This is a genomic window from Streptomyces sp. NPDC005070, from assembly GCF_053600395.1.
In genome coordinates this window covers 1-23,169 of the sequence record NZ_JBSFZS010000118.1, presented here as the reverse complement: position 1 = coordinate 23,169, position 23,169 = coordinate 1, and the positions used below count along the sequence as shown (strand labels likewise).

Here is a 23,169-nt window from a genome sequence, read left to right as displayed (position 1 = left end):
CCCGGACCGGACCGGTCCGGGCGGCCGGAGCGTCCCGGAAGGGGGCGAGCGTCACAGTGCGCACCGGAAAAGTGGTTGCACCGCCCCGTTAGACTTGGCCCATGGCCACTCTCCTCGCGCATTAGACGGCGTGAACGTCCTCGGCCGTCCACCCCGCCATCTATCCCGCTCTGGAGCCTGTCCGTGATCTCCGCCTCCGGTATCGAGTTGCGTGCCGGCGCCCGCATGCTCATCGAGTCCGCCACCTTCCGCATCATGAAGGGCGACCGCATCGGTCTGGTCGGCCGCAACGGCGCGGGCAAGACGACCCTCACCAAGGTCCTCGCGGGCGAGGGCCAGCCCGCCGCGGGCACCATCGCCCGCTCCGGCGAGGTCGGCTACCTGCCGCAGGACCCGCGTACCGGTGACCTCGACGTCCTCGCCCGCGACCGCGTCCTGTCGGCCCGCGGCCTGGACGTCCTGATCCGCAAGATGCGCGAGAACGAACAGCGCATCGCCAACGGCTCGGGCGCCACCCGCGACAAGGCCATGCGGCAGTACGAGCGCCAGGAGACGGAGTTCCTCACCAAGGGCGGGTACTCCGCCGAGGCCGAGGCCGCCACCATCGCCGCCGCGCTCAACCTGCCCGACCGCGTGCTCGGCCAGCCCCTGCACACGCTCTCCGGCGGTCAGCGCCGCCGTATCGAGCTGGCCCGCATCCTCTTCTCGGACGCAGACACCCTGCTGCTCGACGAGCCGACGAACCACCTCGACGCCGACTCCATCGTCTGGCTGCGCGACTACCTGAAGACCTACCGCGGCGGCTTCATCGTGATCTCCCACGACGTCGACCTCGTCGAGACGGTCGTCAACAAGGTCTTCTATCTGGACGCCAACCGTGCCCAGATCGACGTCTACAACATGGGCTGGAAGCTGTACCAGCAGCAGCGCGAGGCCGACGAGAAGCGCCGCAAGCGCGAGCGGCAGAACGCCGAGAAGAAGGCCGCGACACTCAACGCCCAGGCCGACAAGATGCGGGCCAAGGCCACCAAGACGGTCGCCGCGCAGAACATGGCCAAGCGCGCCGACCGGCTGCTCGCCGGCCTGGAGTCCGTCCGGGTCTCCGACAAGGTCGCCAAGCTGCGCTTCCCGGAGCCCGCGCCCTGCGGCAAGACGCCGCTCATGGCCGAGGGCCTGTCGAAGTCGTACGGCTCCCTGGAGATCTTCACCGACGTCGACCTGGCCATCGACAAGGGCTCCCGCGTCGTCATCCTCGGCCTGAACGGCGCCGGCAAGACGACCCTCCTGCGGCTCCTCGGCGGCGCCGAGAAGCCCGACACCGGAGAGGTCGTCGAGGGCCACGGCCTCAAGCTCGGCTACTACGCGCAGGAGCACGAGACCCTCGACCCCGAGCGCACGGTCCTGGAGAACATGCGTTCCGCCGCCCCCGACCTGGACCTGGTCGAGGTCCGCAAGACGCTCGGCTCGTTCCTGTTCTCCGGCGACGACGTCGACAAGCCGGCCGGCGTGCTGTCCGGCGGCGAGAAGACCCGTCTCGCGCTCGCGACTCTCGTCGTCTCGTCCGCGAACGTCCTTCTGCTCGACGAGCCGACGAACAACCTCGACCCGGCCAGCCGCGAGGAGATCCTCGGCGCGCTGCGCACCTACAAGGGCGCCGTCGTCCTCGTCACCCACGACGAGGGCGCCGTACACGCGCTCCAGCCGGAACGGATCATCCTGCTGCCCGACGGCGTCGAGGACCTCTGGGGCGCCGGCTACGCCGACCTGGTGGCCCTCGCCTGAGCCCGCGCGGCCTCCCGCGGGGGGTCCACGCCGCTTGATCGATGGAATGATCCACTGCGTATGGATCATTCGGCCGATCCGTGATCCATCATCTGTGTGAGATCTCCTCGTACCGAGGTGTGTCGTACATCGATTTCACGGCCGAGTCCTTTGTTCCCAAGGGCTCGGCCGTCTTGCGTCGCTGACCAGGTACTTCGCGGAGGAACCCGTTCGGCGGCACCGGCGACATCGGACGGAATCCCTGATTCCGTTCGTGGGGACGGGCTCCTGTCGTCAAAACCTTGTCTTACGGACCTTGCCGAATGGGTGGCCATGACGCCCGAAAGGGGTGATCATGAGAGTCCAGAGCGCACTTCCCATGAGGAGGACCGGGTGGCCGAGACTCTGAAGAAGGGCAGCCGGGTTACCGGCGCCGCGCGCGACAAGCTCGCGGCAGACCTGAAGAAGAAGTACGACTCCGGTGCGAGCATCCGAGCGCTGGCCGAAGAGACCGGCCGCTCGTATGGCTTCGTCCACCGGATGCTCAGCGAGTCGGGTGTCACGCTCCGAGGGCGTGGCGGCGCGACGCGGGGCAAGAAGGCCGCCTCGGCCTGAGGCCGGGCGTCCCCATCGGCTTCGGTGGTGACCACCCGGTCGGTCGGGTGACCGACCGGGTGGTTACTGTGCAGTCACTTAGGTGCGTTCCTCGTGTCTTCGCGAGGTACGCGTCTGATCCGACCGCACCCATCGGAGGCAGCCCATGGCTTCGCTCGACAAGGACCTCGACCCGGTACTCGACAAGGACGGCGTACGGCTCACCGTCGACGACGCGATCGCCACGGTGACGCTGACCAATCCGGCCAAGCGCAATGCCCAGAGTCCTGCTCTCTGGCGGGCCTTGACGCAGGCCGGCCGGTCACTGCCGGGCTCCGTCCGGGTGGTCCTCCTGCGCGCCGAGGGCCAGTCCTTCTCCGCGGGGCTCGACCGGCAGGCGTTCACGCCCGAGGGGTTCGACGGGGAACCGTCGTTCATCGACCTCGCGCGCGGCTCCGACGCCGAGCTCGACGCGACCATCGCCGAGTACCAGGAGGCGTTCACCTGGTGGCGGCGCAGTGACCTCGTGTCCATCGCCGCCGTCCAGGGACATGCCATCGGTGCGGGGTTCCAGCTCGCCCTCGCCTGTGACCTGCGCGTCGTCGCCGACGACGTGCGGTTCGCCATGCGCGAGACCAGCCTCGGCCTGGTGCCCGACCTCACGGGGACGCACCCGCTGGTCGGCCTCGTCGGGTACGCCCGTGCGCTCGAGATCTGCGCCACGGGCCGCTTCGTCCTGGCCGAGGAGGCCGAGCGCACCGGGCTCGCCAACCTCGCCGTGCCCGGCGAGCAGCTCGACGCCGCGGTCGGTGACCTCGCCTCGGCGCTGCTGGCCGCGCCCCGGGACGCCGTGATCGAGACGAAGGCGCTGCTGCGCGGGGCCCAGGAGCGGTCGTACGAGGAGCAGCGCACCGCCGAACGCGCCTCCCAGGCACGCAGGCTCCGCGACCTCGCGGGCGTGGGCGACTAGCCTCCCCGGCCCGAGGGCGCCCTGTGCGGCAGGACACCCCGCCGCGCGGGCCGGGTTCTACACCGTACGAGGGTCACGCCTGCCCGTACGGAGGTGATGCGGCCCGCCTCGCGGGGTCACGACTCCCGAGGACGGGCGCCCTCCCTCGCGACGGTCATCGATGACGGGTGGCCTCGCCCACGGCGGTCACCAGTACCGCCACGGACGGGGTGTTCTGCGCGGCCTCGGTGACCGCGGCCCTGACCGCCCGTGCCACGTCCACCGCGCGCTCGTCCCCGGAGACCTCCAACTCGACGCGGAGGTGGCGGCGCGGCAGGGCCGGTTCCGTGGCGGCCGGCGCGCTCTCGACGTGGACCGGCCGGCCCAGGGAGTCCGTCAGACGGGTGACCCCCGGGACGGCCAGAACCGCCGCCGCGATCCGGGCCTCCTCGGGGTCCTTCGGCACGGGCGCCGTCCTCACGTCGCCGGCCGGGTGGGCCGCGGGCGCCTCGTCCTCGTCCTCCAGCAGGTCCGTCACCCGCAGGTCGACCTCCGTGACGTCGAGGCCGAGGAGCCGTGTCGCGGCGGACACGACGGCCAGGCGCAGCCGGGCCGCGACGGCCGGAAGGGGCTCGACGCCCGGAGCCGTGGGATCCACCGAGGCCCGGAACTCCGCGGTGACGCGCAGCGGACCCGGCGGCAGCGCGCTGGGCGGGGGCGGCACGGCCGGTGTGCCGGCCAGGTCCGGGTCGGCGAGCGCGATCCGCAGCGCTCCGAGCCGTACCCCCTCGACGGCCGCCGTCTCGCGCCGCAGCACCGACCCGGCCGCCTCCTCCGTGATCCACGCGCCGTCGAGCGCGAGACCCAGCGGCAGCAGTCTGCCGAGCCCGAGCTGCTGCCGTACCGCCTGCGTCCACCGGTCCGCCGTCATCGCTCCAGCGTGCCCCATCCACGGCGCGCGACCGCGCGACTCGACCTACTGTGAGCAGAGGAGGACGACCGAAAGGGACGTACGGCGATGACCGACATGAGCGAGCGGAACCGGACGGACAGCCCCGACACGGAGAAGGAGTCCCAGCAGACCCGCAAGCCCACCCGGCGAGGCGGCGGAGATCCCGCCACGCGGGGACGGACCACGATCGCCGACGGTGTCGTGGAGAAGATCGCCGGGCTCGCCGCCCGGGACGTGGTCGGTGTCCACACGATGGGCAGCGGGTTGAGCCGTACCTTCGGAGCGGTACGGGACCGGGTGCCGGGCGGTTCCACCAAATCCGTGACGCGGGGTGTGAAGGCCGAGGTCGGAGAGCTGCAGACGGCGCTCGACCTGGAGATCGTCGTCGACTACGGCGTGTCGATCTCCGACGTGGCGCATGCCGTGCGCGAGAACGTCATCGCCGCCGTCGAGCGCATGACCGGGCTCGAAGTGGTGGAAGTCAACATCGCGGTGAGTGACGTGAAGCTTCCGGAGGAAGAGGATGAGGAGCCGGAGTCACGGCTCCAGTGACCTCCGGGCCGCCCGGAACCCTCCGGACAACCGGCCACCGCACCCTGAGTGATCGCGCGGCCACCGACTGCTGAGGAGCGCACCATGAGCTTGGCCGTGATCGGCATGATCGCCGGAATGGCGCTGGGCTTCGCCGGGTACTTCGGCGGCTTCGGCGCCTTCCTCCTGGTGGCCGCCCTGGGGGCCGTCGGGTTCGTCGTCGGACGGCTCCTGGAGGGGGACCTGGACATCGGCGCCTTCTTCCGCGCCCGTGACGACCGGCGGCGGTGACGCGTGCCAGGTCATGTCGACCGGCTCGGTGAGACCGGGCCGGGTCTCGCGAGGGTCCCGCCGCCCGAGCGGGGCGCCACCCGGATCGCCGACCGTGTCGTCGCGAAGATCGCGTCACGGGCCGCACGGGAGGCACTGCCTCCACTGCCCGCCGACGCCGTCCCCCCGCACGCGTCGGTCGTCGTACGGCGCCAGGCGTCGGGCTCCGGCGGCACGGACGGCACCCCGACGCACAGCGCCCGGGTCCGGGTGAGCCTCGAACTCGGCTACCCCGCCGACATCGGGGCCCAGTGCGGCGAGGTGCGTCGTCATGTCGCCGAGCGGGTAGAGGCGTTGGCGGGGATGGAAGTGCCCGAGGTGGCCGTCCAGGTGGAGCGGTTGCATCTGACACCCGGGCCCGGCGCGGCACAGGGGAGGACGCAATGAGCGAGCCCCAGGGCTCCGAGGACACTCGCGGCATGCCCGTACTGGAGAAGACGGATACGGGGGACGGCGCGGGGGCCCTCGGGCAGTCCGCCTCCTCCGCCGCCTACGAACCGCTGGGGACCGCCGACGACGAGGACGGCCGGCAGGGCCGGTTCTGGTCCGCGCGCCGCGTCCCGGCCGGCATCCTCGCGCTCCTGCTCCTCGTCGCCGCGGGCGCCTTCCTGTACGACGTCGCGGCCGTGCGCGCCGGACGGTCCGCGCTGCGCTGGCGGACCTGGCTGGCCGAACAGCTCGCCGAACGGCCGCTCGACGACGCCGCGGTCCTCGTCGGCGCGGGAGTCGCCGCAGCGGTGGGACTCTGGCTGATCGTCCTCGCGGCCACGCCGGGACTGCGGGACGTGCTGCCGATGCGGCGCACCCACGCCGACGTCCGCGCCGGACTGCACCGGGGCGCCGCCGCGATGGCGCTCCGCGACCGGGCCATGGAGGTCGCCGGTGTGCAGTCGGTCCGCGTGCGCGTGAAGCGCCGGAAGGTCGACGTCCGCGCGCTGTCGCACTTCCGGGAGCTCGACGACGTGCGCGCCGACCTCGACACCACCCTCGCCGACGGCATCAAGGGTCTGGGGCTGTCCCGTTCGCCCGCCCTGGCGGTGCATGTCGCGCGCCCCGGACGGAAGGGGTGAGGTCCGTGCTGCGGATCGTCAACCGCGTACTGATCGGTTTCATCGGGCTCGTGCTGCTCGTCCTCGGTGGCTCCGTGCTCGCCGTGGGACTCGGCGTACGGCCCCCCTCGTGGTGGATCCACGACGGGCGGCACGACGTGCTGCTCAGTACCGCCGAACGGACCAAGTGGCGTGACCAGGGCTGGTGGTGGCCCGTCGTCATCGCCGCGCTCGCGGTGCTCCTGCTGCTCGCCCTGTGGTGGCTGGTCGCCGTCGTACGGCGCCGACGGCTCGCCGACGTGCTCGTCGACACCGGTGACGGGGCGGGTGCGCTGTTGCGCGGACGGGCCCTGGAGAGCGTGCTGGCCGCCGAATCGGCCCGGCTGGGCGGTGTCGACCGCGCCGACGTCCACCTGACCGGGCGGCGCACTCTGCCCGAGGCGCGGGTGCGGCTCCTGCTGGAACCGCATGTGGACCCCGGGCAGGCGCTGCGGCTGCTGACCGTGGAGGCGCTCACGCACGCGCGGGACTCGGCCGGCCTCGCCGCGCTCCCGGCGGAGGTGCGGCTGCGCGGCGTCAAGCACCGTGCCGAGCGCGTGACCTGACCCGGCTGCCCCCGGCGGAGGGTCTGGAATCTGCCCGGCATCGCGCCGGGCCCGTAGGGGATGCCCGGAACGCGCCCCGCCGCGCCCGCCGCGCCTGCCGGGGACTCCGGAACCCGGCCCCGCGTCGAGCCGGCCCCGCGGAAGGTTCTAGAACCCGCCCCGCATCCCGCCGTCCACCGGGAGCATGATGCCCGTCAGGTAGGACGCGGCGGGGGAGAGCAGGAACGCGGCCGCGCGGCCGAACTCCTCCGGGGCGCCGTAGCGGCGCAGCGGGATGCGGGACTCGTTGGCCGCGCGGGTGGCCTCGGGGTCGGCGGACAGACCGTCGAGCTGGCGGACGCGGTCCGTGTCGATGCGGGACGGCAGCAGCCCGACGACGCGGATGCCGCGCGGGCCCAGCTCGTTCGCGAGGGACTTGGCGAACCCGGCGAGGCCCGGACGCAGACCGTTGGAGATGGTGAGCCCGGGGATGGGCTCGTGCACCGAGCCGGAGAGCACGAAGCCGATGACACCGCCCTCGCCGAGCTCCTCGGCGGCCGCGCGGGCCAGCCGTACCGCACCGAGGAAGACCGACTCGAACGCCACCGTCCACTGTTCGTCGGTGTTGTCCGCGGCGAACCCGGGCGGCGGTCCGCCGACGCTGATCAGGATGCCGTCGAAGCCGCCGAAGTGCTCACGGGCGCCGGCGATCAACCGGGCCGGGGTCTCGGCCGCGCCGTTGTCGGCCGCGACGCCCACCGCGTTCGGGCCGAGCGCGGCGGCGGCGCCGGCCGCGCTCTCCTCGTCGCGTCCGGTGACGACCACCCTGGCTCCGTCGGCGACGAGTTCGCGCGCGGCGGCGTTGCCCAGGCCCCGGGTGGCTCCCGTGACGACGTACACCCGATCCTTCAGTCCAAGATCCATGGCCCCATCCTCCCCTATCCCGGTGATACGGCCCCTGGTGCCTCCCCCGTCCCGTCGGCCGTCCCGTCGGCTGTTCCGTCGGCCGTCTCATCGACGCCGAACAGGCTGAGGGCGGACACCACCAGGCCGATGTGGCTGAAGGCCTGGGGGAAGTTGCCGAGCTGACGGCCCGCGACCGGGTCGTACTCCTCGGACAGCAGCCCCAGGTCGTTGGTGAGGCCGACCAGCCGCCCGAACAGCTCGCGCGCCTCCCGCGTACGGCCCGTCAGATGCAGGGCGTCCGCGAGCCAGAACGAGCAGACGACGAAGGTGCCCTCGTCGCCCGGGAGCCCGTCGACGCCGGCCGTCGTCGTGGTGCTGTAGCGGCGCACCAGGAATCCGTCGCGGGCGAGTTCCGCGCGGACCGCGTCGACGGTCCCGACCACCCGCGGATCGTCGGGCGGCAGGAAACCCACGCGCGGGATGAGCAGCAGGGAGGCGTCCAGTTCGGGTGAGCCGTAGGACTGCGTGAAGGTGTTCCTGACGGGGTCGAAACCGCGCTCGCACACCTCCCGGTGCACCTCGTCGCGCATCACGCGCCAGCCCTCGATGTCGCCGTCGAGGCTCGGGTCGTCCTCCAGCGTGCGTACGGCGCGGTCGGCGGCCACCCAGGCCATCACCTTCGAGTACACGAAGTGCCGGCGCGGGCCGCGCACCTCCCAGATCCCCTCGTCGGGCTCCCGCCACGCCTCGCGGAGGAACTCCATCATGGCGCACTCCACCCGCCACATGTGGGGCCGGGACGGCAGGCCCGAGCGCCGGGCGAGCGACAGCGAGTCGATGACCTCGCCGTACACGTCGAGCTGCAGTTGTTCGACCGCGCTGTTGCCGACGCGGACCGGCGAGGAGCCCGCGTAGCCGGACAGCCAGGGGATCTCGTACTCCGACAGCCGGCGTTCGCCGGAGAGGCCGTACATGATCTGCAGGGCCGCCGGGTCGCCGGCGACCGCGCGCAGCAGCCAGTCGCGCCAGGCCTCGGCCTCCTCGTGGTAGCCGGCCGACAGGAGCGCGCCGAGGGTGAGGGTGGAGTCCCGCAGCCAGCAGTAGCGGTAGTCCCAGTTGCGGACGCCGCCGAGTTCCTCCGGCAGCGAGGTGGTGGGGGCGGCCACGATGCCGCCGGTCGGCGCGTAGGTGAGGGCCTTGAGGGTGATCAGGGAGCGGACGACGGCGTCCCGGTGCGGGCCGTCGTAGCGGCAGCGCGCCGCCCACGCCCTCCAGTCCTGGACGCTGGTCTCCAGGGCCTCGAAGGGATCGCACAGGGGCGGCCGGGGCCGGTGCGAGGGGTGCCAGGTCAGGACGAAGGCCACCTTGTCGCCCGCTTCCACGGTGAACTCCGAGTGCGTGCGGAAGTCCTTGCCGTAGGTGTGCACGGGCGGTTCGCTGCGCAGCCACACCGAGTCCGGGCCCGCGACCGCGACCCGGTGGCCGTCCGAGCGGCGCATCCACGGCACGACCGAGCCGTAGTCGAACCGCAGCCGCAGCAGACTGCGCATCCGGACGCGGCCGGCGAGGCCTTCGACGACGCGGACGAGGTCGGGGGCGTGCTCGCGCTGCGGCATCAGGTCGGTCACCCGGACCGAGCCCTCGTCGGTGTCCCACTCGGTGTCGAGCACCAGGGTGTCCGGGCGGTAGGCGCGCCGGGTGCACGCGCCGGCGTCCTCGGGCGCGATCCGCCAGTGACCGTTGTCCTCGTCGCCGAGCAGGGCCGCGAAGCAGGCCGCGGAGTCGAAGCGGGGCAGGCACAGCCAGTCGACGGAGCCGTCGCGGCCCACCAGTGCGGCGGTCTGCTCGTCCCCGATGAGCGCGTAGTCCTCGATGCGTCGGTGCACGGTGGACGGGTTCCCGACCCGGGTGACGGTCAATCGGGCCGCCAGAGTGGCGTGCACGCCCGTGGCGCGGTGCCGCGGGCGGCAGCGGGGCTCCCGGTGCCGGTCTGCGCACCCGTCGTGCTGTACGCCTGCCGGTCTACACGCCCGCGGGTTCCGCCTCCGGAGCGCTCTGCGCGGTGGCGGCCTCCGCCCGGTCGCGGCGCTCGCGGCGGACCAGGACCACCCAGCCGAAGGGGACGCCCGCGGAGAAGAGCCACCACTGGATCGCGTACGCCATGTGCGGACCGATGTCGCTGTGCTCGGGGTCCGGGATCAGCTCGGGGGAGCCGTCCTTCGGCGCGGGCGCGGTCTGTTCGACGTAGCCGCCGAGGACGTCCTTGCCGAGCCGCTGTGCCTCCTGCCCGCTGCTGATCAGCATGACCTGGCGGTCCGGCAGGCCCCGGACGTTCTTGATGCCGCTCTCGGCGGTGGTCTGGTCGGCCATCAGCCGGCCGGTGACGGTGATCTCGCCCGGGGCGGGGGCCGGGATCTTCGGGAAGGCGGTCTGCGCGCCGTCCGCCGGTACCCAGCCCCGGTTGACCATGAGGACGCGGCCGTCGGTCAGGACGAACGGGGTCAGGACGTGGTAGCCGACCTCGCCGTCGGCGTTGGTGCGGCGGCGGACGACCTCTTCGTGCGCGGTGTCGAAGCGGCCCTGCGCGGTCACCCGGCGGTACAGGTCGTCGTCCCGGATCTGCCGGCCGGGCGTGGTGACCGTCTCCACGGGCACCGGCTTCGCGGCGAGCGAGTCGGAGATCACCGTGTTCAGCGCGACCTTGTGCTCGTGCCGGTGGAGCTGCCAGAAGCCCAGCTTGATCATCGTCGGGATGAGCGCGAGGGCTACGAGGGTGAGGATCACCCACTGGCGGGTCAACAGGAAGCGGTACACCCCATTGACGGTACTCGGCATGATTCGGCCCCCGACGGGAGGGTCCCGCCGAGGGCCGCCCGATGCCCTGTCCGGGGCGGCGGGCCGGGGCTCAGACCTTGTCGACGATCCCCGCCTTCCCCTCCGCGCGGGCGCAGTGCGCGCCGCAGTACCAGTGGCCCTCGACCTCGACACCCTGGCCGATGACCTGGACGCGACAGTGCTCGCAGATCGGGGCCATCCGGTGGATCGCGCAGGAGAAGCAGTCGAAGACGTGCACGGCGCCCTGCGCGTGCACCTCGAAGGTCATTCCGTAGTCATTGCCGCATACTTCGCATCTCGCCATGCGCCACAGGGTGGGGTGCCGGGGCGGTGCGATCGAGCGGGCGCGGGGCGAGTCGCCCGTCAATCACCCGTACGCCCGTCACTCTTCCGACGCGGGTTCGACGTCACGCAGGAGCTGCCCGAACGCTGCCTCGTCGACCACGGGTGTTCCGAATTGACGCGCTTTGACCACTTTCGAGGTGCCGGAGTCCGGGTCGTTGCTCACCAGCAGACTGGTGAGCCGCGACAGGCTCGTCGCCACATGCAGCCCGGCCTCGACGGCGCGGTCCTCCAGCAGCTCGCGGTCGACGGACGTGTCCCCGGAGAACGCGATCCGCATGCCCTGCTTGAGCGGTTTGTCCGCCGTGTACCGCCCGGGGTTCGGATGGGGACACGCGGGGCGCTTGCGGGAGGGACGCCAACTCCCCGACGGGTAGCCGCCGGACGCGTACCCCCCGGACTGCCGTCCGATCCGCGGAGCCGCGGCGCTGTCGGACCACTCCTTGAGCGGCAGGCATTCGAGGAGCGGCAGCCGCACCCCGCCCTCCGCGGCGGCCCGCAGGCTCGGCCGGAACGCCTCGGCCAGCACGCGCGCGTCGTCCAGCGCGTGGTGCGCCCGCTGCTGTACGACACCGAAGTGCGCGGCCAGCGACTCCAGCTTGTGGTTGGGCAGCGGCAGGCCCAGCTCCTTGGAGAGGGCGATGGTGCACAGGCGCTGACGCACCGGCGCCTCACGGTCCGCGCGGGCGTACTCCCGCGCGATCATCGACCAGTCGAAGACCGCGTTGTGCGCGACCAGCACCCGCCCCGCGAGCCGGGCGGCGAACTCCTCGGCCACCTCCTGGAAGAGCGGCGCCCCTTCGAGCATCTCGCTCGTCAGGCCGTGGATCCACACCGGGCCCGGGTCCCGCTCCGGATTGACCGTCGTGTACCAGTGGTCCTCGACCTCGCCGCGCGCGTCCAGCCGGTAGACGGCGGCGGAGATTATCCGGTCGTCGCGGGCCAGTCCTGTGGTCTCCACGTCGACGACCGCGTATCCCTGCGGATACGCGGCCGGCCAGGAGGCAGGGGACGCTGCGGTCGTGAGGTCTTCGAGCATGGTCAATGAGGATACGGGCCCCGACTGACATACCGGCCCCCGCCTTCCTGATCGGACACCCCGGCGGCCCGCCGCCGGGCCCCGCGCGCGCGGGCGCCGCAACCGGGTCCGCCGGTCCCGGTGTTGACGCGCTCAGCCCAGCGCCGCCACCAGGTCCCCCGCCGTCAGGGGGGCGAGACCGCAGCCGTCGACCGGGCCGGGCAGCAGCCGGTACACCGATCCGCTCGCGCCCTCGGGGGTGACACCGCCGTGCACCAGGGCGAGCAGGAGGTGCCTCTTCGCGGCCGCCTCGGCGGCGAGCGCGTCCACGTCCTCGGCCGGACTCCGCCGCTCGGGAGGCGCCAGCGTGCCCACGCGGGCGGCGAAGGCCGGGGCGCTCTCGTCCTTCCCGCGCGCGTAGTGCCACAGTTCCCCGCCCGACCGTGCCCGCCGGACCACCACGACCTCGTCCGTACGGGCCGCCGCGTGCCACACCGCCAGGTCCCACAGCGTCGTACGGCCGGTCGTGAAGTACTGGAACAGGTCCCTGCCGACGCGGCCGAGGTCGGCGCCGTGCCGGTGCACGCTGTGGAAGCCGTCGGAGGACGGCAGATGCAGGTCCGTCCACAGGAACGTGCGGCGCTCCAGGTCGACCAGCAGCGGGACGTGGATGCGCGAGTCGCCCTCCAGGTCGTAGCGCTGACGAACCGTGCGGGGGTCGTACGAGGCGTTCCGGCCGTCGGTCGAGGGCAGGGCCATGAAGCCGGCGAAGGCGTCGAGGAGGTGCTCGAAGGCGATGTCGTTGTAGCTGAACACGACGGGCACCGCGAAGCGCACCGGGCCCCCGGCGAGCGCCGCGAGGTCCAGGTCCACGTACTCGGTGGCGCCGTCGGGCGCCGGAGCCGAGGTCAGGTCACCGGAGTGGACGATCGCCCGCTCCCCGTGGACGAGGTTGGTGTAGTCGCACACGCCGACGAACGCCCAGTCCTCGTCGTACAGCGCGACGGACAGGTCGAGGTCCACGCGGATCTTCGCGGGCTGCGTCCAGTGCAGGAACAGGCGCAGGACCTGACCCTCGGGGAGCGGCTGGGTGCTGCCGCGCGGCACCGAGACCAGAGCCTTCGCGGACGCCCGCTCGACGGAGGGGACGGCCAGGCCCGCGAGGTCCGCGTCGAGGACGGCGAGGTCGAAGCGCGGGGCGGAGGCCGGCCGGCGCACCGCCTCGGCCTCCAGGAGCGCGCGGACGCCGTCGGTGACCGCCTCGGCCAGCGGGGCCCGGGTGTCGTCCAGGGTGAAGGAGTGGGTGACCCTGCCGCGTGGGAAGAACACCCGCCGCTCGCCCGGGAGATGACGGATCCGCAGTCGGCCGAGCGCCGCGAGCAGCGGACCGGGACCGGCCTGCGGGAGCACCCGCCGCAGCGTGTCGGCGAACCCCTCGGGCAGCTCCTCCAGGTCGTTGAGGCGCAGCAGGTGGTCGAGCCTGCGCAGCAGTTCGCCCGGCCGCCGGGCGAGCAGGTCCAGCGCGCGGGGGAAGTCCTTGTCGCGCAGGGCCTGTTCGGTGTGCGCGCCCCAGGAGTCGGGCCGGATGCGCGTGCCGTCGATCCGCACCGCCTCCGGGTGCGCGGCCGCGGTGCGCAGCAGGGCCTCGCCCAGGGGTGTGGCCGAGGTGTCGGTGGCGCGCAGCACGGCGAAGGCGAGGGCGGCCTTCGGATGCCGCTCGTACCGCTCGTACGGGTGCAGGATCTCGGCGGCGCGCTTCCAGCCGAGCGGATGCCGCAGCACGTCCTCGACGAGCGACGCGGCCTCGAACCCGTCGAGCACGGCGAGCAGTTCGCGGCGCAGCGGGCGGGGCAGCGAACGCAGGCGGCGCGGCTCGACGAGATCGGCCTCGCCGCCCGACCAGACCTGCAGCAGCCGCAGCACGTCCGTCGCCGTGGTGAGGTGCGCGGCGAGCAGAGGGCGCACGGCCGCACGCGTGCGCCGGTCCAGCAGGAGGCTCCCGAGCACCAGGGCCTTCGTCTCGCGGACGGGGATGTCCGCGGGCAGCCAGTCGAGACCGGTGGGCGCGTGTCCGAGGAGCAGCTTCACGTCGTCCCGGTCCTGCGGTGGCAGGGGCGTCCGCCGGGCCAGCAGCCGGAGCAGCGCCTTCGTCGCGTCCGCCCGCTGGTCGGTGCCGAGCGCCAGCAACTTCAGTGGCCCGATGGGCAGTTCACGGGTAAGCCGCGGCGGGGCGGGCTTCAGGAAGGGGTCCGTGCCGTCGATCCGGCGGTGGCACAGGGGGCAGCCGGCGTAGTCGCCGCCGTCCCAGCAGACGCGGCACACCAGGTGGGCGCAGGGCGACACGGGATGCACGCTGCCGACCGTGCCGCACAGCACGCACGGCTGGGCGGGCCACTGGAGCAGCAGGGTGAAGACACGGTCGACGTAGAGCCGGAAGGTGTCGTCGGGCACCGACGCCGGGAAGCTGCGGAACAGCGGCATATGGGTGCGGTCCGCGCCCAGTTCCGCGTCGATCTGCCGGATCAGGGTGGTGCCGGCGTCCGCGAGTCCGGCGGGGCCGAGCCAGGCGAGCGCGGCGCGCAGCGGTGCGGCCGGGGCGAATCCCCGGTCGAGCAGCTCCGCCTCCAGGGCGACGAGACCCTCGGTCGTCGCCGGGTCTCCCGGCCGTGGCCCGGCCTGGTCGACGTAGACGGTACGCAGGCGGCGGAGCAGCACGGACGACAGAACGGACAAGCGGAGATCCCCCGGGATCGGAAGTGGGTGAGGCGGGGGCGGAGAGTGAGCGCGCTACGGCAGTCGTAGAAAAGAGAGAAGGAAGCACGCTTGCGGAGCCGCCCCCGCGCTTACGGAGTCTAGGAACGTTCCGCCCTCCGGGGCCACCGATTATTTCCGCGCCCCGGGACGGACGGCCGCCTCCCGCCCGAACCTGGCCCGTACGACGGGTCGTTGGGCTTTAGGGCCGCGCATGGCTATGGACCTTTCACCCGTGCGGTGCAAGCGTGCTCCGCGCCCCAGCAGGTAGCGCCTACGAAGGGCGGTACGGACATGGCACGAGTGAGGTACGGCGCGCGGACCGAGGCGGAGATCGACGCCGCGCGCGCCGCGAGCTCCAGACTCCCCGACATCTGGTCGACCGGTTTGGTGGCCGTCTGGGAGAGCGACCCGGACGCGGTCGCGGCGGTCCTGCCGCCCCCGCTGAAGCCCACCGCCCGCCCTCTGGTGCGGGTCAACATCAGCAAGGTCGACCTGCCCGGATACCCGCTGGGCGCGGGCTCGTTCGCCGTCGCCGCCGCGCACGAGGACGTCGAGGGCTGGTACCCGCTGGTCATGCCGATGACCCACGAGCGGGCCCTGACCGGTGGCCGCGAGGTCTTCGGGGAGCCCAAGAAGCTCGGTGAGGTGACCGTCGAGCGCGACGGGCTCGTCGTACGGGCCGTGCTCGCCCGGCACGGCATCGAGTTCGTCGAGGTGCGCGGCGCGGTGAGCGGGCCCCTGCCGCTGCCCGAACCCGCGCGAAAGACGGACTTCTACTTCAAGTTCCTTCCCGCGGTGGACGGTTCGGGATTCGACGCCGACCCGGTCCTCGTGCACTGCGTACGCGACGAGAAGGTCCGCAGGCTGGAGCGCGTCACCGGGGACGTCGTCCTGCGCGAGTCCATGTACGACCCGGTCGCCGATCTGCCCGTACGCCGGCTGCTGGAGATCACCATCGGCGAGAAGACCACCGACCAGAAGGGCAGGGTCGCCGAACGCGTCAGCGCGCGGGCCCTGTTGCCCTACATCCACCAGCGCTACGACGATCCGCGGCAGATCCTCGACGGTCCGCCCGAGGGGAGCGTCTGATGGAACTGCGCGCGGGACAGGTCGCCGTCGTCACCGGCGCGGCGAGCGGCATCGGGCTCGCGATGGCCCGGCGGTTCGCGGCGGACGGCCTGAAGGTGGTCCTCGCCGACGTCGAGGAGGGCGCGCTGGACAAGGCCGCCGCGCAACTGCGCGAGGACGGCGCCGAGGTCCAGGCGCGCGTGGTCGACGTCTCGGAGCGCTCCGAGGTCCTCGCGCTCGCCGAGGACGTGTACGGCGCCTACGGCGCGGTGCACGTCCTGTGCAACAACGCCGGTGTCGGCTCCGGCGCCGAGGGCCGGATGTGGGAGCACGACCCCAACGACTGGAAGTGGGCGTTCGCCGTCAACGTGTGGGGTGTCTTCCACGGCGTCCAGGCGTTCGTGCCCCGGATGCTCGCCGGCGGCGAGCCCGGCCACGTGGTCAACACCTCGTCCGGGGACGGCGGGATCGCCCCGCTGCCCACCGCCTCCGTGTACGCCGTCACCAAGGCGGCCGTGGTGACGATGACCGAGTCGCTGTACGCGCATCTGAAGGCGGAGCACGCGCGCGTGGGCGCCTCCGTGCTGTTCCCGGGGCCGCACATGCTGCGCACGGGCCTGTGGGAGTCGCACCGCAACCGGCCCGAGCGGTACGCGAAGCAGCGGCCCCGCAGGACCCCGTACCGCAGCCTCGGTCAGTGGGAGGCCGCGATGAAACAGGCGGGCCACGAAGTGGAGTTCACCCCCGTCGAAGAGGTCGCCGACCTCGTCGCCGAGGGGATCCGCGCGGGCCGCTTCTGGCTGCTGCCCGAGAGCGAGCACAGCGACCGGCAGATCCGGGCGCGGTCGCGGTCGATGCTCGAGCGGGCCGATCCGTCGTACCTGGAAAGTTTCATCCTCGACTGAGGGGGCGCGGTGACCGAACAGGACCCGTATCTGATCATCTCCTCCGACTGCCACGCCGGGCTTCCCACCGAGGAGTACCGGCCCTATCTGGACCCCCGTTTCCACCGGGAGTTCGACGAGTTCCTCGCGGGCCAGGGCCGGCGCCGCGAGGAGATGAACCGCCTCGGCATCCGCAACGAGGCGTTCGCCGACAAGTGGTTCCAGGACAACGAGGAAGGCCTGCGCGGCGGTTGGGACACCGCGCAGCGGCTCAAGGAGCTCGACGGCGACGGAGTGGCGGCCGAGGTCGTCTTCCCCGACGCGGACGCCGTGGACAGCCGCACCGCGGCCCCCTTCGGCGTGGGCCTCGGTCTCTCCGGCGACCAGGACCCCGAACTCGGCATGGCGGGCGCTCAGGCCCACAACCGCTGGCTCGCCGACTTCGTCTCCGAGCACCCCGAACGGCACTGCGGGGTGGCCCTGCTGCCGGTCACGGGCGAGACCGGACGGGTCGTCGCCGAGGTGTACCGGGCCAAGGAGTCGGGCCTCGGCGCGCTGATGATCCCGTCCATGTGGGTCGACAAGGAGCCCTACCACGACCGCCGTTACGACCCCGTGTGGGCGGCGGCGGCCGAGTGCTCGATGCCCGTGCTCACCCATTCCGGCGCCGCGCCGCGCCACGAGTACGGCGACCACCTCGGGATCTACGTCTCCGAGGTGACCTGGTGGCCCGCGCGCCCCCTGTGGTTCCTGCTCTGGTCGGGGGCCTTCGAGCGGCACCCGGGACTCCGGTTCGGCGTCGCCGAGTCGGGCTGCTGGTGGCTGCCCAACCTGCTGTGGTTCATGGACCGGCTGTACCTCGGTGCGCACGGCGGCAAGAAGCTGTCGCCGTTCGCGGAGCTGAAGCGGCCCCCGCACGAGTACCTGGACCGGCAGGTCTTCGTCTGCGCCACCAACACCAAGCGCCGCGAACTCGCCCAGCGTTACGAGATCGGCGTCGACAACATCCTCTGGGGCAGCGACTTCCCGCACCCCGAGGGCACCTGGCCCGACACCCGGGCGTGGCTGGCGCGGACCTTCCACGACATCCCGGTGGCGGAGACCCGCCGCATGCTCGGCCTCGCGGCGGCCGAGGTGTTCGGCTTCGACACCGGCGTACTGGCCCCGGTCGCCCGGCGGATCGGCCCCACCCCGGCCGAACTGGGCCAGGACGAGGACCAGTCGGCGGTCGAGGCGTCCTGGGCGCGCTCGCGCGCGGTGGGCCGCCACTGGCTGACGGACCACGACTTCCCCGTACTGGGGGTGAACCCATGACCCCCGAGACCCCCGAGACCCCCGAGACCCCCGAGACCGCCGGGACCGCCGGGACCGCCGGGACCGCCGGGACCGCCGGGACCGCCGGGGACGCCGAGAGCCGCGCCGGTGGCGAGGACCGCTACACCGTCATCTCCGCCGACTGCCACGCGGGCGCCGATCTCCTCGACTACAAGCCGTATCTGGAGCGCCGGTACCACGACGACTTCGACGCCTGGGCCGCCGACTACGTCAATCCGTACGAGGACCTGCTCGCCGACACCGCCGACCGGAACTGGAACTCCGCGCGGCGGCTCGCGGAGCTGGAGGAGGACGGCATCGTCGCGGAGGTGGTCTTCCCGAACACCATTCCGCCGTTCTTCCCGTCGGCCTCCCTCATGGCACCGGCCCCGACGGCGGCCGAGTTCGAGCAGCGCTGGGCGGGGCTGCGGGCCCACAACCGCTGGCTCGCCGACTTCTGCGCGGCGGCACCCGGCCGGCGCGCGGGTGTCTTCCAGATCCTCCTGAACGACGTCGACGCGGCGGTCGAGGAGATCCACCGGTCGGCGGCCGCGGGCCTCAAGGGCGGACTGCTGCTGCCCGGCACACCTCCCGGTTCGGGCCTGCCGGAGCTCTACTCGGCGGCGTACGAGCCGATCTGGGCGGCCTGCGCCGAGCTGGGCGTCCCGGTGAACCACCACGCCGGCTCCGCCTCGCCGCCACTCGGGGACGAACCGGCGGCCCGCGCGGTCTTCATGGTGGAGACGACCTGGTTCTCGCACCGCGCCCTGTGGCACCTGGTGTTCGGCGGCGCGTTCCGCCGGCACCCCGGCCTGAGACTGGTGCTGACCGAGCAGGGCTCGGGCTGGATCCCCGGGGTGCTCGACATGCTGGACTACTACCACCGGCGGCTGGTCGCGGCGGCGGGCAGGGCGGCGACGGCCGAGTCGAAGTTCGGCGCGGGGCTGGCCGCGACGATGGGTGAGCGCCCCTCCGAGGTCTGGCGCGCGAACTGCTTCGTCGGCGCCAGTTTCATGCGCCCCCACGAGGTGCCGCTGCGCGACCGCATCGGCCTCGACAAGATCATGTGGGGCAGCGACTACCCGCACGACGAAGGCACCCACCCCTACACCCGCGAGGGCCTGCGCGTCGCGTACGCGGGCCTGCCGCGCGAGGAGGTCGCCGCCATGGCCGGCGGCAACGCGGCCCGCGTCTACGGCTTCGACCTGGCGTATCTCGACGAGATCGCCGCCAAGGCCGGGCCGACGGTGGCAGAGATCGCCGAACCGCTGGACACCCCGCCCGCCGACGCGACGAGCCCGGTGTTCGCGAGAGGAGGCTCGGTACGCGTGTGGTGAGCGCGGGGGCCGTGCGGGCGTGGCGAGCGCCTCGCCGGAGCCCCGCCCGGCCGGCCGGGGGAGCGCGGGGCCGGCCGTGTGACGGCTCCGGCCGGGCGCGTGGCGGCTCTTGGCGGCGACGTGACGGCTCTTGGCGGAGTTCGCCGAGAAGTAAGCGCGTACCGCCGGTAATACTTGTTGGTAACAGCCTCTGTACGCGGCCGACCAGCGCATCTACGGTTCACCCATGCCGAACCTGCCCGATGTCGTGCTCTGGTCGATACCCGCCTTCGTCCTCCTCGCCGTGATCGAGATGATCAGCGTCCGGATCCATCCGGACGAGGACGCCGCGGGGTACGAGACGAAGGACGCCGCGACGAGCCTCGGCATGGGGCTGGGCAGCCTCTTCTTCGACTTCCTGTGGAAGATCCCGATCGTCGCCGTCTACACGGCCGTCTACGAACTGACGCCGCTGCGGGTGCCCGTCCTGTGGTGGACGATCCCGCTGATGCTGGTCGCCCAGGACTTCTTCTACTACTGGTCCCACCGCGGCCACCACGTGATCCGCGTCCTGTGGGCCTGCCACGTCGTGCACCACTCCAGCAGGAAGTTCAACCTCACCACCGCCCTGCGCCAGCCCTGGACCGGCTGGACGTCGTGGCCCTTCTACCTCCCGATGGTCGCGCTCGGGGTCCACCCGGCCGCGCTCGCGTTCTGCTCGTCGGTGAGCCTCGTCTACCAGTTCTGGATCCACACCGAGCGCATCGACAAGATGCCCCGCTGGTTCGAGTCCGCCTTCAACACGCCCTCCCACCACCGCGTCCACCACGCCTCCCAGGGCGGCTATCTGGACCGCAACTTCGGCGGCATCCTCATCGTCTGGGACCGGCTCTTCGGATCGTTCGTCGCGGAGACCGAGCGGCCCGTCTACGGGCTCACCAAGAACATCACCACGTACAACCCGCTGCGCGTGGCCACCCACGAGTACACCGCGATCGCCCGCGACGTCCGGGCGGCGGCGACCTGGCGCGAGCGCGCCGGACGGCTTCTCGGCGGGCCCGGCTGGCAGCCCGCGCCGCCGGCCGCAGCGCAGGCCCCGGCCGCGGAACCCGTCGCGTGAGCGCCCGCACCGCGCGCGTCCTGCTCGTCTGCTTCGCGCTGACGGCGGCCGTCGACCTCCTCTCGCTGCTCGCCGGATACGACCCCGGGCACCGCATCGCCAAGCCGCTCCTGATGCCGCTGCTCGCCGCCTACGCGGGTGTGCGCGGCGGACCCCGGCTGCTCCTGGCCGCTCTGCTCCTCGGCTGGTGCGGCGACCTGGCGCTCATGTCCGACGCCGACCCCGCCTTCCTCGCCGGCATGGCCTCCTTCGCGGCGGGGCACGTGTGCTACCTCGTGCTCTTCCGCAGGACGGCACGCGTCCGGGACCCGCGGCTCGTCGGCGCGTACGCCACCGCCCTCGTCGCCCTCGTCGTCCTGCTGTGGCCCGGGCTGCCGGCCGGCCTGCGCGTCCCCGTCGCGGGCTACAGCCTGCTCCTGACCGCCATGGCGTACGGCGCCACGCGCCTCGGGCCCGTCGCGGCGCTCGGCGGCGCCCTCTTCATGCTCTCGGACACGCTGATCGCCACCGGCGTCGCCGACTGGCCGCAGCTTCCGAAGGCGTCCTTCTGGATCATGCTCACGTACATCGCGGCCCAGTTCCTGCTGGTCCGCGGCGTGCTCGACCCCCTCGGCGCGCGACGCGTGCCGCGGGCGGCGTACGGTGAGATGCGCTCAACCACCCCCTGAGCGCATCTCACCCACGCTCCAGACGAGAAGGATCCTCGCCATGCGCGCCACCACCATCCACGCCCCGTTCGACATGCGTGTGGAGGAGGTGCCCGAGCCCATGGTGCAGCTCCCCACCGACGCGATCGTGCGGGTGCTGCGCTCCTGCATCTGCGGCAGCGACCTGTGGGCGTACCGCGGCGAGGCGGCCCGGCAGCCCGGCCAGCGGATCGGGCACGAGTTCCTCGGCATCGTCGAGGAGACGGGCTCCGATGTGAGCGGCGTCCGTCGCGGCGACCTGGTCGTGGCGCCCTTCATGTGGTCCGACGGCGTCTGCGACTACTGCCGTGACGGACTCACCACCTCGTGCGCGCACGGCGGCTTCTGGGGCTCCGTCGGCTACGACGGCGGCCAGGGCGAGGCCGTACGCGTCCCCTTCGCGGACGGCACCCTCGTACAGCTTCCCAAGGAGGCGGCCTCCGACGACCACCTGCTGTCCGCGCTGCTGACGCTCTCCGACGTCCTCGGCACCGGTCACCACGCGGCCCTCGGCGCCGGTGTCCGCAAGGGCTCGACCGTCGCCGTCGTGGGTGACGGGGCCGTCGGACTGTGCGCCGTCCTCGCCGCCAAGCGGCTCGGCGCGGAGCGGATCATCGCGCTCGGCCGGCACCAGGTCCGTACCGACATCGCGCTCCGCTTCGGCGCCACGGACGTCGTCGCCGAGCGCGGCGAGGCGGCCGTCGCGGCCGTCCGCGAGCTGACCGGCGGCCAGGGCGCGCACTGCGTCGTCGAGGCGGTCGGCACCGAGCAGTCCATGAGCACGGCCGTGAACATCACCCGCGACGGCGGCGCGATCGGCTTCGTCGGAGTGCCCCACGGCAGCGGTACGGGCCTCGATCTGGGGGTCATGTTCGACCGGAACATCGCCCTGCGCGGCGGGGTCGCCCCGGTGCGCGCGTACATCCCCGAGCTGCTCCCCGACGTCCTGGACGGCACCATCGACCCGTCGCCCGTCTTCGACATGACCGTCGGCCTGGAGGGCGTGCCCGAGGGCTACAAGGCGATGGACGAGCGCACCGCCCTGAAGGTCATGGTCACGGCCTGACCCGCACGGGAACGGACGCCGGGCGGGTACTCCGCCCGGCGCCGCGGTCCCTCAGTTCCAGCGGGCCGGGTCCGTCCCCCAGCGTCCCGGGGGGCGTGACCAGTCCGCGGGACCGCCCGCGAAGGAGACCGGGGACAGGGCGTGGGCGAGGAGGCCGACGGGGCCGGCCCGCTCCGACAGCCAGGCGTCGGGACGGTCGTACGGTTCCCCCTCCGAGGGGTCCGGCACCGCGCCGGGTCCCTCCTCCCGCCCGATTCCGTTCGTCAGCCACATCGCCGTGCGGGCCAGCGCCAGCCGTACGACGGCGCCGTGGCCCCGCTCCTCCCGCCCGGTCAGCGCCCGCAGGACCGCCGCCGCCAGCAGATACCCGGTGCCGTGGTCGAGGGCCTGCGCCGGCAGCGCGCCCGGCCGCTCGGGCGATCCCTCCGCCACCGCGCTCCCGGTGGCCACCTGCACCAGGCTGTCGAAGCCCCGCCGCCCGCCCCAGGGCCCGTACGCCCCCCACGCCGACACCTGTGCCACCACAAGGCCCGGACAGCGCTCGGCCAGCGCCTCGGGGGAGAGCCCGAAGCGGTCCAGGGCGCCGGGCCGGTACCCGGTGACGACCACGTCCGCCGACGCCAGCAGCTCGTCGAAGGCGCGGCGGTCGGCCGCCAGGTCCAGCAGCGTCGAGCGCTTGCCGAAGCCCGTGTCCGCGTGGGCGTCCGGGTCCTCCGGCAGGTGCGGCGCGTCGACACGCAGGACGTCGGCGCCCAGCAGGGCGAGGGTGCGGGTGGCGACCGGGCCCGCGATGACCCGGGTCAGATCCAGGACACGCACCCCGGCGGCGGGCAACAGCGCCCCACCCCCGGACAACGGCCCGAGCCCCCGCCCGCTCCGGCCGCCCGCTCCGTCCTGCCCGGCGGACGCGCGGGCGCCCACCGGTCCGCCCTGCCCGGCGGACCCGCCCCACTCGATCAACGGGCGCTCCGCCAGCGCGCGGCCCTGGGCGTGGGCCGACCACTCCTTCGGTGTGTCACGCGAGCGCGAGTGGTGCTGCAGATGATGACACAGACGAGCGCGGTGTCACCAATCGCCCCCCACGGTACTAGGCGGATACGCCGCACTGCA

General features: G+C 72.9%; 22 protein-coding genes and 1 pseudogene. 15 read left to right on the top strand and 8 right to left on the bottom strand.

Going from position 1 to position 23,169, the window contains the following annotated elements:
• Positions 1-183: 183 nt before the first annotated feature.
• The 3 genes from ACWEBX_RS29995 to ACWEBX_RS29985 all read left to right on the top strand — a co-directional run bounded on the left by ACWEBX_RS29995 (position 184) and on the right by ACWEBX_RS29985 (position 3,325).
• Positions 184-1,782 (top strand): ABC-F family ATP-binding cassette domain-containing protein, encoded by a 1,599-nt coding sequence (locus tag ACWEBX_RS29995; protein ID WP_451887928.1) that lies wholly within the window; start codon positions 184-186, stop codon positions 1,780-1,782.
• A 372-nt stretch (positions 1,783-2,154) separates the two neighbouring features.
• Positions 2,155-2,376: a helix-turn-helix domain-containing protein gene (locus ACWEBX_RS29990; RefSeq protein WP_006123601.1), complete on the top strand. Its 222-nt coding sequence runs from the start codon at positions 2,155-2,157 to the stop codon at positions 2,374-2,376.
• A 145-nt stretch (positions 2,377-2,521) separates the two neighbouring features.
• Complete coding sequence (locus ACWEBX_RS29985; RefSeq protein WP_451887927.1) at positions 2,522-3,325, top strand: enoyl-CoA hydratase/isomerase family protein; 804 nt, start codon at positions 2,522-2,524, stop codon at positions 3,323-3,325.
• Between the two features lie 154 nt (positions 3,326-3,479).
• Here the strand turns inward: ACWEBX_RS29985 and ACWEBX_RS29980 are convergent, their stop codons facing one another.
• Positions 3,480-4,235: a nucleopolyhedrovirus P10 family protein gene (locus tag ACWEBX_RS29980; RefSeq protein WP_451887926.1), complete on the bottom strand. Its 756-nt coding sequence runs from the start codon at positions 4,233-4,235 to the stop codon at positions 3,480-3,482.
• An 87-nt stretch (positions 4,236-4,322) separates the two neighbouring features.
• Between ACWEBX_RS29980 and ACWEBX_RS29975 the strand changes: the two genes are divergently transcribed.
• From ACWEBX_RS29975 to amaP, 5 genes are all read left to right on the top strand, one after another.
• The gene (locus tag ACWEBX_RS29975) at positions 4,323-4,808 is read left to right on the top strand and encodes an Asp23/Gls24 family envelope stress response protein (protein ID WP_451887925.1); all 486 of its coding nucleotides are present in this window, start codon (positions 4,323-4,325) and stop codon (positions 4,806-4,808) included.
• Positions 4,809-4,892: 84 nt separating this feature from the next.
• Entirely contained in the window at positions 4,893-5,078 is a 186-nt protein-coding gene (locus ACWEBX_RS29970; RefSeq protein WP_451887924.1) for a hypothetical protein, read from the top strand.
• 3 nt (positions 5,079-5,081) lie between these two features.
• Complete coding sequence (locus ACWEBX_RS29965) at positions 5,082-5,504, top strand: Asp23/Gls24 family envelope stress response protein (protein ID WP_451887923.1); 423 nt, start codon at positions 5,082-5,084, stop codon at positions 5,502-5,504.
• Positions 5,501-6,187 (top strand): DUF6286 domain-containing protein, encoded by a 687-nt coding sequence (locus ACWEBX_RS29960; RefSeq protein WP_451887922.1) that lies wholly within the window; start codon positions 5,501-5,503, stop codon positions 6,185-6,187. The genes ACWEBX_RS29965 and ACWEBX_RS29960 overlap by 4 nt, the downstream gene beginning before the upstream one ends.
• A gap of 5 nt (positions 6,188-6,192) precedes the next feature.
• Positions 6,193-6,771: an alkaline shock response membrane anchor protein AmaP gene (amaP, locus tag ACWEBX_RS29955; protein WP_451887921.1), complete on the top strand. Its 579-nt coding sequence runs from the start codon at positions 6,193-6,195 to the stop codon at positions 6,769-6,771.
• A 147-nt stretch (positions 6,772-6,918) separates the two neighbouring features.
• Here amaP and ACWEBX_RS29950 read toward each other — a convergent pair whose 3' ends face one another.
• The 6 genes from ACWEBX_RS29950 to ACWEBX_RS29925 all read right to left on the bottom strand — a co-directional run bounded on the left by ACWEBX_RS29950 (position 6,919) and on the right by ACWEBX_RS29925 (position 14,584).
• Complete coding sequence (locus ACWEBX_RS29950; RefSeq protein ID WP_451887920.1) at positions 6,919-7,674, bottom strand: SDR family oxidoreductase; 756 nt, start codon at positions 7,672-7,674, stop codon at positions 6,919-6,921.
• Positions 7,675-7,688: 14 nt separating this feature from the next.
• A complete protein-coding gene (locus ACWEBX_RS29945) occupies positions 7,689-9,542 on the bottom strand; it encodes a glycoside hydrolase family 15 protein (protein WP_451887919.1) in 1,854 nt (617 codons plus the stop codon).
• Positions 9,543-9,678: 136 nt separating this feature from the next.
• The gene (locus ACWEBX_RS29940) at positions 9,679-10,470 is read right to left on the bottom strand and encodes an SURF1 family cytochrome oxidase biogenesis protein (RefSeq protein ID WP_451887918.1); all 792 of its coding nucleotides are present in this window, start codon (positions 10,468-10,470) and stop codon (positions 9,679-9,681) included.
• Between the two features lie 91 nt (positions 10,471-10,561).
• Positions 10,562-10,795 carry a hypothetical protein gene (locus tag ACWEBX_RS29935; protein WP_078943477.1) on the bottom strand — a complete coding sequence of 78 codons (234 nt, stop codon included), beginning with the start codon at positions 10,793-10,795 and terminating at the stop codon, positions 10,562-10,564.
• A gap of 78 nt (positions 10,796-10,873) precedes the next feature.
• Positions 10,874-11,872, bottom strand: coding sequence for a DEDDh family exonuclease (locus ACWEBX_RS29930; protein WP_451887917.1), 999 nt, complete (start codon positions 11,870-11,872; stop codon positions 10,874-10,876).
• 132 nt (positions 11,873-12,004) lie between these two features.
• Positions 12,005-14,584, bottom strand: coding sequence for an MXAN_6230/SCO0854 family RING domain-containing protein (locus tag ACWEBX_RS29925; protein ID WP_451887916.1), 2,580 nt, complete (start codon positions 14,582-14,584; stop codon positions 12,005-12,007).
• A 312-nt stretch (positions 14,585-14,896) separates the two neighbouring features.
• Here ACWEBX_RS29925 and ACWEBX_RS29920 point away from each other — a divergent pair, with 312 nt between their 5' ends.
• The 7 genes from ACWEBX_RS29920 to ACWEBX_RS29890 all read left to right on the top strand — a co-directional run bounded on the left by ACWEBX_RS29920 (position 14,897) and on the right by ACWEBX_RS29890 (position 22,059).
• The gene (locus tag ACWEBX_RS29920; RefSeq protein ID WP_451887915.1) at positions 14,897-15,694 is read left to right on the top strand and encodes an acetoacetate decarboxylase family protein; all 798 of its coding nucleotides are present in this window, start codon (positions 14,897-14,899) and stop codon (positions 15,692-15,694) included.
• Positions 15,694-16,578: an SDR family NAD(P)-dependent oxidoreductase gene (locus ACWEBX_RS29915; protein WP_451887914.1), complete on the top strand. Its 885-nt coding sequence runs from the start codon at positions 15,694-15,696 to the stop codon at positions 16,576-16,578. The genes ACWEBX_RS29920 and ACWEBX_RS29915 overlap by 1 nt, the downstream gene beginning before the upstream one ends.
• Positions 16,579-16,587: 9 nt before the next feature.
• Positions 16,588-17,871, top strand: a complete 1,284-nt coding sequence (locus ACWEBX_RS29910; RefSeq protein ID WP_451887913.1) for an amidohydrolase family protein — start codon at positions 16,588-16,590, stop codon at positions 17,869-17,871.
• Positions 17,868-19,208, top strand: coding sequence for an amidohydrolase family protein (locus tag ACWEBX_RS29905; protein ID WP_451887912.1), 1,341 nt, complete (start codon positions 17,868-17,870; stop codon positions 19,206-19,208). The genes ACWEBX_RS29910 and ACWEBX_RS29905 overlap by 4 nt, the downstream gene beginning before the upstream one ends.
• Positions 19,209-19,434: 226 nt before the next feature.
• Positions 19,435-20,307, top strand: a complete 873-nt coding sequence (locus tag ACWEBX_RS29900; protein WP_451887911.1) for a sterol desaturase family protein — start codon at positions 19,435-19,437, stop codon at positions 20,305-20,307.
• A complete protein-coding gene (locus tag ACWEBX_RS29895; protein WP_451887910.1) occupies positions 20,304-20,975 on the top strand; it encodes a lysoplasmalogenase in 672 nt (223 codons plus the stop codon). The genes ACWEBX_RS29900 and ACWEBX_RS29895 overlap by 4 nt, the downstream gene beginning before the upstream one ends.
• A 40-nt stretch (positions 20,976-21,015) precedes the next feature.
• Positions 21,016-22,059 carry a zinc-dependent alcohol dehydrogenase family protein gene (locus ACWEBX_RS29890; protein ID WP_451887909.1) on the top strand — a complete coding sequence of 348 codons (1,044 nt, stop codon included), beginning with the start codon at positions 21,016-21,018 and terminating at the stop codon, positions 22,057-22,059.
• Positions 22,060-22,110: 51 nt separating this feature from the next.
• On the opposite strand, the pseudogene ACWEBX_RS29885 reads toward ACWEBX_RS29890, so the two are convergent.
• Positions 22,111-22,905: pseudogene (locus ACWEBX_RS29885) on the bottom strand (CoA transferase); the annotation flags it as partial.
• Positions 22,906-23,169: the final 264 nt, after the last annotated feature.

What these genes read in the sequence shown, in the direction of transcription:
- ACWEBX_RS29985 (WP_451887927.1), top strand. Translation starts at nt 2,522, where the DNA reads ATGGCTTCGCTCGACAAGGACCTCGACCCGGTACTCGACAAGGACGGC.
- ACWEBX_RS29980 (WP_451887926.1), bottom strand. Translation starts at nt 4,235, where the DNA reads ATGACGGCGGACCGGTGGACGCAGGCGGTACGGCAGCAGCTCGGGCTC.
- ACWEBX_RS29975 (WP_451887925.1), top strand. Translation starts at nt 4,323, where the DNA reads ATGACCGACATGAGCGAGCGGAACCGGACGGACAGCCCCGACACGGAG.
- ACWEBX_RS29970 (WP_451887924.1), top strand. Translation starts at nt 4,893, where the DNA reads ATGAGCTTGGCCGTGATCGGCATGATCGCCGGAATGGCGCTGGGCTTC.
- ACWEBX_RS29960 (WP_451887922.1), top strand. Translation starts at nt 5,501, where the DNA reads ATGAGCGAGCCCCAGGGCTCCGAGGACACTCGCGGCATGCCCGTACTG.
- ACWEBX_RS29950 (WP_451887920.1), bottom strand. Translation starts at nt 7,674, where the DNA reads ATGGATCTTGGACTGAAGGATCGGGTGTACGTCGTCACGGGAGCCACC.
- ACWEBX_RS29935 (WP_078943477.1), bottom strand. Translation starts at nt 10,795, where the DNA reads ATGGCGAGATGCGAAGTATGCGGCAATGACTACGGAATGACCTTCGAG.
- ACWEBX_RS29930 (WP_451887917.1), bottom strand. Translation starts at nt 11,872, where the DNA reads ATGCTCGAAGACCTCACGACCGCAGCGTCCCCTGCCTCCTGGCCGGCC.
- ACWEBX_RS29920 (WP_451887915.1), top strand. Translation starts at nt 14,897, where the DNA reads ATGGCACGAGTGAGGTACGGCGCGCGGACCGAGGCGGAGATCGACGCC.
- ACWEBX_RS29915 (WP_451887914.1), top strand. Translation starts at nt 15,694, where the DNA reads ATGGAACTGCGCGCGGGACAGGTCGCCGTCGTCACCGGCGCGGCGAGC.
- ACWEBX_RS29905 (WP_451887912.1), top strand. Translation starts at nt 17,868, where the DNA reads ATGACCCCCGAGACCCCCGAGACCCCCGAGACCCCCGAGACCGCCGGG.
- ACWEBX_RS29900 (WP_451887911.1), top strand. Translation starts at nt 19,435, where the DNA reads ATGCCGAACCTGCCCGATGTCGTGCTCTGGTCGATACCCGCCTTCGTC.
- ACWEBX_RS29890 (WP_451887909.1), top strand. Translation starts at nt 21,016, where the DNA reads ATGCGCGCCACCACCATCCACGCCCCGTTCGACATGCGTGTGGAGGAG.